Below are 2,398 nucleotides of genomic sequence, written 5' to 3' on the forward strand. Positions count from 1 at the left end.
GTATGCGTCCGGGCATCACATCTTGCGTGATTAAACCGGCTGCCACTTATGCGGAAGCAACTGCTCGATTTCACTCGCCCGCTGCGTTGGCAGGCGCGTGAGAACATCCTTTAGATAGGCATACGGATCATGACCATTCAGCCGCGCAGACTGGATCAAGCTCATGATCGCCGCCGCCCGTTTTCCGCTGCGTAGCGACCCTGCGAAGAGCCAGTTCTTGCGTCCAAGAGCCCATGGTCGGATCTGGTTCTCCGCCCAATTATTATCAATGGGTACGGCCCCGTCATTGAGGTAGCGCGACAGCGCTGCCCAGCGTTTAAGGCTGTAATCGAGTGCTCTGCTGATGGCCGAACCTTCGGGCACAAGATCACGCTGAGCGATCATCCAGGTATGCAGGATATCCATCACCGGCACGGCTTTTTCTTGCCGTATTCGGCACCGTAAATCCGGCTCCAGGTCACGCACTTCGCTCTCGATCTCGTACAGCAACTGGATGTAACGCAGGGCCTGCTCGGCGAGCTGGCTCTTGTTTGTAGCGTGCAGTTCGAAGAACTTGCGCCGGGCATGGGCCATGCAGCCGATCTCGGTTACGCCGAGTTCGAAGCTGGCCTTGTAACCGCCAAAATCGTCGCAGACCAACTTACCTTTCCAACCTTGCAGGAAGTTGCGAGCATGCTCACCGGCGCGGCTGGGGCTGAAGTCGTAGACGACAGCGGCTGTTTCGCAGAACTGGCTGGTGGCGTAAGCCCAAACATAAGAACGGTGGGTTTTTTTCGAGCCCGGAGCGAGCATCTGCACGGGCGTTTCATCCGCGTGCACAACCTGCTGCCCGATCACTACGTCACGCAGGGCATCGACCAGTGGCTGCAACTGCACGCCCGTAACGCCAACCCATTGAGCCAAAGTTGAACGTGGAATCGCCAAGCCGGCACGACCAAAAATCGATTCCTGACGGTAAAGCGGAAGATGGTCAGCGAACTTCGCGATCATGACATGGGCCAACAACCCGGCGGTTGGGATGCCTTTGTCGATAACCTGCGCCGGCACCGGTGCCTGGATCAGCGTTTCGCAGCTATCGCAAACCCACTTGCCACGAACATGGCGTTCAACGGTAAACACGCCCGGTGTGTAGTCCAGTTTTTCGCTGATATCTTCACCGATACGCTTGAGCGCGCAGCCGCATGGGCAGTGGGTGTTGTCCGGCTCGTGATGGATCAAGGTGCGTGGAAACTCTGCCGGCAAGGCCGTGCGCTTGGGCTTTTGCTTTTTCTCGGTCGCCACTGGGGCTATTTGCAAGGCCTGAAGCTCGGCCTCAATCGCCGCGATATCGGTATCGATCAGGTCATCAAGCAGGCTCGCCTGCTCAGGATTCATCTGCTCGCTGCGCTTGGCAAACTTCAAACGCTTGAGCTGCGCAATCTCGTGGGTCAGCTTCTCGATTACCGTTTGATCGCGGTTGATCTTCTTACCCATTGTTTCGACCGTCTTACCCATGGTCTCGACCTGCGACAGCAACTGCGCAGCGAATGCACGCAGTTGGTCGGGAGTCATTTGATCGAGATTGGGCGAGGAAGTCATGCCGTGGATTTTACCAAAGCAGGCCACTTGCGACAGCAAGCCGAGGCACTAATTACGGCTTTTAAAGCAGCGTGATTGCACCGCCAGCGCCAACACGTTGCCAAGGTAGGCCGAGCACCAAGGCCTGAAGTTGTTCGGTATCCAACTGCATTTCGCTGCCTTGTCGAATGCCTGGCCAGTGAAACTTGCCTTGGTTCAAGCGACGTGCAGCCAGCCAAACGCCAATCCCATCGTGTACCAGCACTTTCATCCGAGTCGCGCGGCGATTGGCAAACAGATAAGCACAGTGCGGCTTCGCCGCACCGAAGACCGCAATCACCCTGGCCAGCGCAGTTTCAGTGCCGGCACGCATGTCCATGGGCTCGGTGGCGAGCCAGATGGCGTCGATGCGGATCATCGCAACAGGTCTCGAAGGAAAGCGGTGCAGGCAGCAGCACTATCGGTTGGCCAGTTCACTTTGACGGTGCCGCGTGGGTGCAGAATCTCAACGCTGATATTCGATGAAGATACGTGCGCCGTTGTTTGCATAGGCAATGGGATGAATGCAGGTTGAAGCGTCGTGCTTTTCTGCGCTTGCACTCGAATCCATTTGTGGACGAGGTTTGCGTTGAGGCGATGGCTGAGGGCGATGCTGGCAATCGAAGCGCCGGGCTGGGCACACTCTTGAATGACCTGGGCCTTGAAGGATTTGGAATAGGAACGGCGTGTTGGCTGCATGAAATACCCGCTTGAAAGGCTAGAACTGGTGCCCACTTAAATTTAAGTGCACACCATGTCCTGGCGTTGCGGGGTTGGGTAGATGACTTGGCCGGACGCATAC

The 2,398-nt window shown here is 56.9% G+C and carries 3 protein-coding genes; all 3 read right to left on the reverse strand.

All coding sequences use genetic code 11. From position 1 onward, the window contains the following. Nucleotides 1-30: 30 nt before the first annotated feature. Entirely contained in the window at nt 31-1,578 is a 1,548-nt protein-coding gene (gene tnpC, locus IMW75_RS26630; RefSeq protein ID WP_205894297.1) for an IS66 family transposase, read from the reverse strand. 61 nt (nt 1,579-1,639) lie between these two features. Further along, nucleotides 1,640-1,975, reverse strand: a complete 336-nt coding sequence (tnpB, locus tag IMW75_RS27125) for an IS66 family insertion sequence element accessory protein TnpB (protein ID WP_237142353.1) — start codon at nt 1,973-1,975, stop codon at nt 1,640-1,642. Beyond that, nucleotides 1,972-2,295: an IS66-like element accessory protein TnpA gene (gene tnpA, locus IMW75_RS26640; RefSeq protein ID WP_209012948.1), complete on the reverse strand. Its 324-nt coding sequence runs from the start codon at nt 2,293-2,295 to the stop codon at nt 1,972-1,974. The genes tnpB and tnpA overlap by 4 nt, the downstream gene beginning before the upstream one ends. Nucleotides 2,296-2,398 lie beyond the last annotated feature (103 nt).

The organism is Pseudomonas gregormendelii (genome assembly GCF_017114825.1).
Lineage (GTDB): Bacteria > Pseudomonadota > Gammaproteobacteria > Pseudomonadales > Pseudomonadaceae > Aquipseudomonas > Aquipseudomonas gregormendelii.

Bases quoted from the DNA above. Each gene is read 5' to 3' on its own strand.
- tnpC (WP_205894297.1), bottom strand. From the start codon at position 1,578: ATGACTTCCTCGCCCAATCTCGATCAAATGACTCCCGACCAACTGCGT.
- tnpB (WP_237142353.1), bottom strand. From the start codon at position 1,975: ATGATCCGCATCGACGCCATCTGGCTCGCCACCGAGCCCATGGACATG.
- tnpA (WP_209012948.1), bottom strand. From the start codon at position 2,295: ATGCAGCCAACACGCCGTTCCTATTCCAAATCCTTCAAGGCCCAGGTC.